This window comes from Methylobacterium sp. EM32 (assembly GCF_040593685.1).
Classification (GTDB): domain Bacteria; phylum Pseudomonadota; class Alphaproteobacteria; order Rhizobiales; family Beijerinckiaceae; genus Methylobacterium.
This window is the reverse complement of sequence record NZ_JBEXZS010000014.1, coordinates 1-6,183: the sequence shown is the minus strand read 5'-3', so window position 1 is coordinate 6,183 and position 6,183 is coordinate 1. Positions and strand designations below refer to the sequence as shown.

Here is a 6,183-nt window from a genome sequence, read left to right as displayed (position 1 = left end):
TTCACGATCGCGTTGCAATCGCGAAGCTCTCTAGGTCTTTGACTTTGCCGCATTTTCTACGACGAACCGGCATCCACTTCGTCGGAAAATGCTCTAGCAACGGCCCAAGATGCCGACGCATCGTGCCGTCGACCCCTCTCGAATCGTCGACGCCAGGCCAGAGGCTGGGCGACAATGCGGGAACGGAGCCAGAGGTCGTTGCCGACGACCGTTGGCATGACTTCGATTCCTCGCACCATCGGCCTCATCCCGAGAGCCTGTCTGGTCGGCGGCGCCGATCGATCCGCCCTAACGGCTGACATGTCTCGGCGTCATCCCGGGGCCGCGTGGCGGAGCCCGACCCGGAGGGTGGTACGTCTATCGAGTCAAGTCTGTCGCGTGAAGCGACGGATCCCGATGAGCGCTGGTGGTCACCCGGCCCCGCCTCACGCCGCCCGCTCCGGCATCTCCACCTCCGGCTGCAGCCCGGCACTCGCCTCGACGCGGTTCCGCCCATTGCGCTTGCAGCGGTAGAGCGCGGCATCGGCGCGGGCGACGAGGCTGTCGGTGCTCTCCCCCGGCGCCAGGACGGCGACGCCGAAGGAGCAGGTGCGGGGGCCGACCTCCGGCAGGGCGGTGGCTTCGACGCGCTGGCGCAGGCGCTCGGCGATGGCGGCGGCCGCCGACAGGTCGGTGACCGGGCAGAGCAGCATGAACTCCTCGCCGCCCCAGCGGCCGAGAATGTCGCTGGGCCGCACCGCATCGCGCAGGAGCGCCGCGAAGGCGACCAGCACCTGGTCGCCGATCGTGTGGCCGTAGCGGTCGTTGACCGCCTTGAAGTTGTCGACGTCGCCGAGGATCAGCGCCAGCGGCGTGCCGCTCGAGCACGCCCGCTCCGCCGCCTCGGCCAGGGCCTCGTCGAGCTTGCGCCGGTTGAACAGGCCGGTGAGCAGGTCGGTATGGGCCAGGGTCTCGAGATCGCGGGTGCGCTCGGCGATGCGGTCCTGCAGCGTCGCGTTCATCTCGCGCAGGTCGCGCATCAGCGCAGCGTTCTCCTCGAAGGCGCAGCGCAGCCGGTCGCGCATGGTGTTGAGCGCACCGGCCAGGGCGTGCAGCTCGTTGCGGCCGCCGGCCTCGATCGTGAGGGGTGGTGCCGCCAGGGTGTCGGCATCGATCCGGGCGAGGTAGTCGCGGATCTGTCCCAGCGGCCGGCCGACCATGGTGCGGATCACCAGATAGAAGATGAACCACAGCATCACCGACTTGATCGCCGAGTTGATCAGGATCACGTAGAGCGTGTTCTTCACCTGCTCGATCGCGATGCTGTCGTCGGAATGGACGGTCCAGGAGCCGATCGGGTAGCGGCGGCCGTTCCCGTCGATGTGGACGATCGGGAAGGTGCGGCTGAACGGGGTGCCGAAGCTGCGGGCGACCGACGGCGCCGCTTCCTGGCCGCCGATGTGCCAGATCCGCCCGGACGCGTCGGTGACGGTGCCGATCGCCTGGACGCGCCCTCCCGCCTCGTCCAGCACCTCGACCCCGACGACGGCCGGGATCTCGCGCATGCCGGTCAGGATGCCGCGCAACACCTCGCCGTTGTAGCGCCACATGGCATCCTCGATGCCGGGGCTGAAGGTGCGCTGGAGCGCCGCCACGTCGTCCTGCAGGCGCTGGCTGGCGGCCCGGTAGGCGACGAGCATCTGCAGAGCGGTGAGGCCGACCGCCACCACGACGTAGCAGCCGAAGATCACCCGCATCAGCCGGCCGGCCAGCGCCCGGTCGCGCGCCGGCGGCCCGGCGGCGAAGAATCGGCGAACGAGGCGAGGAACCGCCATAATCCTACGCGCGGCTCCGGACGAGCCGTGCCCCGGCGGGGGATGCGGATGGGACGGACGTGCTCAGCCCAAGTCGGCAGCCCCCCGTTCTCATGCTACGCTCCAGCCTGCCTGCTCGGGTCGATTGTGTTAGACTCGGGGTCAACATTCAAGATTCGATTAAGCGCCGACGGCGCAGCATCGTCGTCATAGATTCCCAAATCGTCTCCACAGGAAGCGGCGGATCCGCTGCGGCACGGGCGGGGATCCGGGCCGGGCGGCGGCACCTCGCCGTGGCCGAGACGAATGCGTTAGACCTGTCTCGCGTCGATCCCGCGGACGCGCCGCCGGCTCAAGCGATGTCTTCGCGATCCCGGTCCGTCCGACGGCGCAGGGCCTTGCCCGCGCGGGCCCGACGACCGTCACCGACCGCGCCGTATCAGGCGAGCCAGGCGACGAGCAGCGACACGGTGACCACCGAAGCGAGGTGCGAGAGCAGGATCGCCCCCGAGGTCACGCCGGCCTCGAGCCCGTAGAGCTTGGCCAGCGTGAACGGCCCGGACCCGATCGGCAGGGCGCTGAGCAGCACAGCCGCCCGCGCCCACAGGTCCGGCACCGCGAAGACCTTGTAGACGAGGAGGGCCGTCACCGCCGGCTGCAGCACCAGCTTGAGGACGACGAGCGCCGCCATCGGGCGGATGTCGGAGAGCACCACCCGCTCCTGCGCCAGGAACAGCCCGATGCAGACGAGGGCGCAGGGCGAGGCCGCGCCGCCGAGGAGCGCGGCGAAACGCTCGATCGGGCCCGGCACGGCGAGGCCGGTGAGCCCGACCGCGAGGCCGGCGAGGGGCGCGATCAGCAGCGGGTTGCGCAACAGCGCCAGCACCACCTTGCGGGCGGTGCCGGACCCCGCCCCCTTCTGGAGGTCGAGCTCGATCAGCACGATCGCGAACAGGAACAGCACGCAGGCGGTGAACAGGGTCGCGATCACCGCCGCCGGCAGGCTCGCGGGCCCGAACACCAGGAGGCAGAGCGGGATGCCCATGAAGCCGACATTGCTGTAGCCGGCATCCAGCCCCTCGATGCAGGCCTGGGCGCTGCGCAACGACCGCGCGCGCCCGAAGAGGTAGGCCGCCGCGAAGGCCGCCGCGATGCCGCCCGCGAAGGCCGCCGCGAACCCGATCTGGGCGACCTGGTCCGGGGTGATCTTCGCCATCGCGCCGAACATCAGCGCCGGCAGGGCGAGATAGATCGCGAAGCGGTTCAGGCTGTCGGCGGCGGCCGGCCCGAACAGGGCGGTGCGGCCGGACAGGAAGCCTGCCAGGATCAGCGCGAAGATGGGGAGGGCGGCGTTGAGGACGGCCTGCATCGGGGAGCGCCGGAACCGGGCGGAGCGCCGGCGGACCCGCTTTGGTGCAGCCCGGGCCGTGGCGCAAGGCGCCGAGCTCTGCACTCCCGGCGGGGCGGGGCCGCGCCGGGACCGGGTTCGTCAGCGGATGCTGCCGATGGCCGCCCCGAGCCCGTCGAGGGAGGCGGCGATCGCCACCGGGGCGCTCCCCTCCCGCACACGGTAGCGGATGGTCACACCGGCGCGGGCCTTGATCTGGCGCACGAGCGCGGCGTCGAGCGGTAGGAAGCCGACGCAGAGGGCGGCATCGCAGTTCGGCAGCCGGATCACGGTCTCCCGGCCGGCGACGTCGAGCGTGACGGTGCGAGCCGGGAAGCCGGAGACCGGGGCGCGCAGGACGAAGACCGGCTCGCCGCCCTTCGTCGCGGCGAGCGACCAGCTGAAGGCCAGCCCGCCGGCGGCGGTGACGATCGATTGCGAGGCGTTGCAGATGCGCCGCCGCTTCTCCTCGTCGCAGATCAGCGTCCAGCCGCCGAAGGTCTCGATCACCCGCCGCACCCCGGGCCCGGCCGGCGCGCCGGCGACCGGCCTGATCCGGTAGCCGGGCTCCGCCGGTGCGACCGCGCCCGTTGCCGCCGGCTCCGTCCCCGCCTCGGCGAGGCTGCCGCGCAGTTGCGCCGCGGCCGGCACCGGGGCGAGCAGGAGCAGCGCCGCGAGGAGGGCCGCCGGACGTCTCGCGGCGCGGGTGCGGGGGCGGTGCAAGCCTCGCCCTCAGTTCAGCGTGAAGCTCGCGCCGGCGCCGATGCCGAAGTCGCGACCGGCGGCCACGCCCGTAGCGTTCACCCGTGCCCAGCCGTCCGGCAGGGTGTAGCCGAGGCCGAAGGAGGCCGCGCCCTCGCCGCGCCAGACGCCGCCGCCCGCCGCGACGCTGAGCTTGCCGGGCCGGTCGTCGAAGCGCAGGGCCGCCGCCGCGAGGCCGATCGCCGCGGCGCGCCGGGCCTCGCCGCGCACCTCGCCGACCTGGCGGTTCAGGTCCGCGAGCTGGCTGCCGAAGGCGGTCATCTGGCGCTGGAGCGGCGCCACCGCGGTGTCGGTATAGGCGTTGGCCGCGGCGGAGGCGGCGGCGACGCTGCGGTCGGTATAGGCGTTGGCCTCAGACCGCGCCTGGGCGGCGGCCTGGGTCACCTGACCGAGATTCGCCGCGTCGGTCGGCAGCAGGCCGCCGGCGACGTTGCGGATCAGCACCGGCTGGTTGGGGTCGCCACCCGCCAGCGTCATCGACTGGCCGCGCCCGCCGGTCGCCGGATCGACGTCGTAGCGCGCCCCGAAGGTGTCGACGGCGCCGAGGGCCGCGCCGACGCTGGCATAGCTCTGCCCGCCGACCGCGTAGGACGGTGCCGTGAAGGTGCCGTCGGCGGAATAACCCGCCCCGCCGCCCAGCGCCCCGGCGAGGCCGCGGCCGACCGCCCGCAGCTGCCGCAGGTTGACCGCGTCGGTGTCCTGCGTGCCGCCGGCGACGTTGGTGATCTGCCGCTCGGCGCCGGCATCGCCGACGGAGACGGCGCCCTGACTCGAGGCGACCGCGACGCCGGAGAACGCCTCGGTGGCGCCGGCAAGGCCGGCCCGGCTCGCCACCGCACCGGCGCCGAGCGCCACGCCGCGTCCGGCGCCCGCGACGGCGCCGGGGCCGATCGCCACCGTGTCGGCGCCCTTGGCCTGGGCGGCCGGCCCGGTGCTGTTGACCGCGACGTAGCGGCTGCCGCTGGTGTTGAGGCTGGTCACCGCCGCGTCGAGGCTGCCGAGCGCGCCGCCGACCGAATCGTAGGTGCCGCCCTGCACCGTGAAGCGCGGCAGGGTCAGCGTCCCGTCGGCGGCGACCCCCGCCCCGCCCCCGAGGGACGCGGCGAGGGAGGCGGTGACGCCGTAGATCTGGCCGCCATTGACGCCCTCCTGGCTGCCGGCGGCGATCCGGCCGGCGCCGATCCCGGTGAGCGTGCGCGCCGCGCCGGCGCGGTCGGCGAAGGCGACCGTGGTGCCATCGGTGCCGGCGCCGACGGTGAGGCCGCGGGAGGCCGGGTCCTGCCGGACGAGGCCGAGGGTGCCCTGCTGGATCGCCGTGTCGAGCGTCGCGACCTGCTGGTTGGTCTGGTAGAGCTGATTGCCATTGACCGCCTCGGTCGAGCCGGCAGCAAGGCTGCCGGCGGCGACGCCGGTGACGGTCCGCGCGTTGCCCGCAACGTTGACGAGGCTGAGGCTGGTGCCGCCGGTCATGGCGGCGATGCTGAGCGCCCCGGTCGCCTGGTCCTGCCGCAGCAGCCCGATCGTGCCTGCAGCGATCCCGCTACTCAAGGACGCGACCTGCTGGTTGGTCTGGTAGAGTTGGTTGCCGTTGACCGCCTCGGTCGAGCCGGCGGCGAGCCGCCCCGCCGCGACGCCGCGCACGGCGACAGGACTCGCGCCACCCTTGGCGAGATCGACCGTGCCGGTCGGGTTGCCCGCCGCATCCGCCACGTACTGCACCGCCAGAGTGTTCGTCGCCGCAAGCGCGCCGCCCACATTGCCGTAGCTGCGCCCGCCGACGCTGTAGCTCGGGGCCGTGAAGGCGCCGGTGACCGGATCGTAGGCCGCCCCGCCGCCAAGACCCGTGGTGAAGGCGCTGCCGGAAAGGCGCAGCTGCCCGAGAGTCGCGGCGTCGCTCTCGAGGAGGCCCGCCGACAGGCCGGCGAGACGGCGGGTCCCTTGCGTGCCGGCGAGATCGACGAGCATGCCGTCGGTGGTTTTTCCCACTGTGAGCGTGCGGCTCGTCGCGTCCTGCTGCACCAGGCCGAGCGCGCCGTTGGCGAGGCCGGCGCTCAGGCTGGACAGGCCGCTGGCATTCGCCGCGATATCGGTCGCGTTGCGCGCCACCTGCTGGTTGGTGGCGTAGAGCTGGCCGCCGTTGACGACCTCCGTCGAGCCGGCCGCCAGCCGCCCGGCGGCGACGCCGGTGACCGTCCGCGCGTCGCCCGAGGCGTTGACGAGGCTGAGGCTGGTGCCGCCGGT

4 protein-coding genes are annotated in these 6,183 nt (G+C 73.2%); all 4 read right to left on the bottom strand.

Annotated features, from left to right (window positions below; translation table 11 throughout):
- Positions 1–425: 425 nt before the first annotated feature.
- Positions 426–1,814 (bottom strand): diguanylate cyclase, encoded by a 1,389-nt coding sequence (locus ABZT49_RS02825; RefSeq protein ID WP_355282749.1) that lies wholly within the window; start codon positions 1,812–1,814, stop codon positions 426–428.
- A 418-nt stretch (positions 1,815–2,232) separates the two neighbouring features.
- Complete coding sequence (locus ABZT49_RS02820) at positions 2,233–3,162, bottom strand: AEC family transporter (RefSeq protein ID WP_355282746.1); 930 nt, start codon at positions 3,160–3,162, stop codon at positions 2,233–2,235.
- 120 nt (positions 3,163–3,282) lie between these two features.
- Positions 3,283–3,903 (bottom strand): invasion associated locus B family protein, encoded by a 621-nt coding sequence (locus ABZT49_RS02815; protein WP_355282743.1) that lies wholly within the window; start codon positions 3,901–3,903, stop codon positions 3,283–3,285.
- 9 nt (positions 3,904–3,912) lie between these two features.
- On the bottom strand, positions 3,913–6,183 hold a 2,271-nt coding region (locus ABZT49_RS02810), incomplete at its 5' end, for a YadA-like family protein (RefSeq protein ID WP_355282740.1).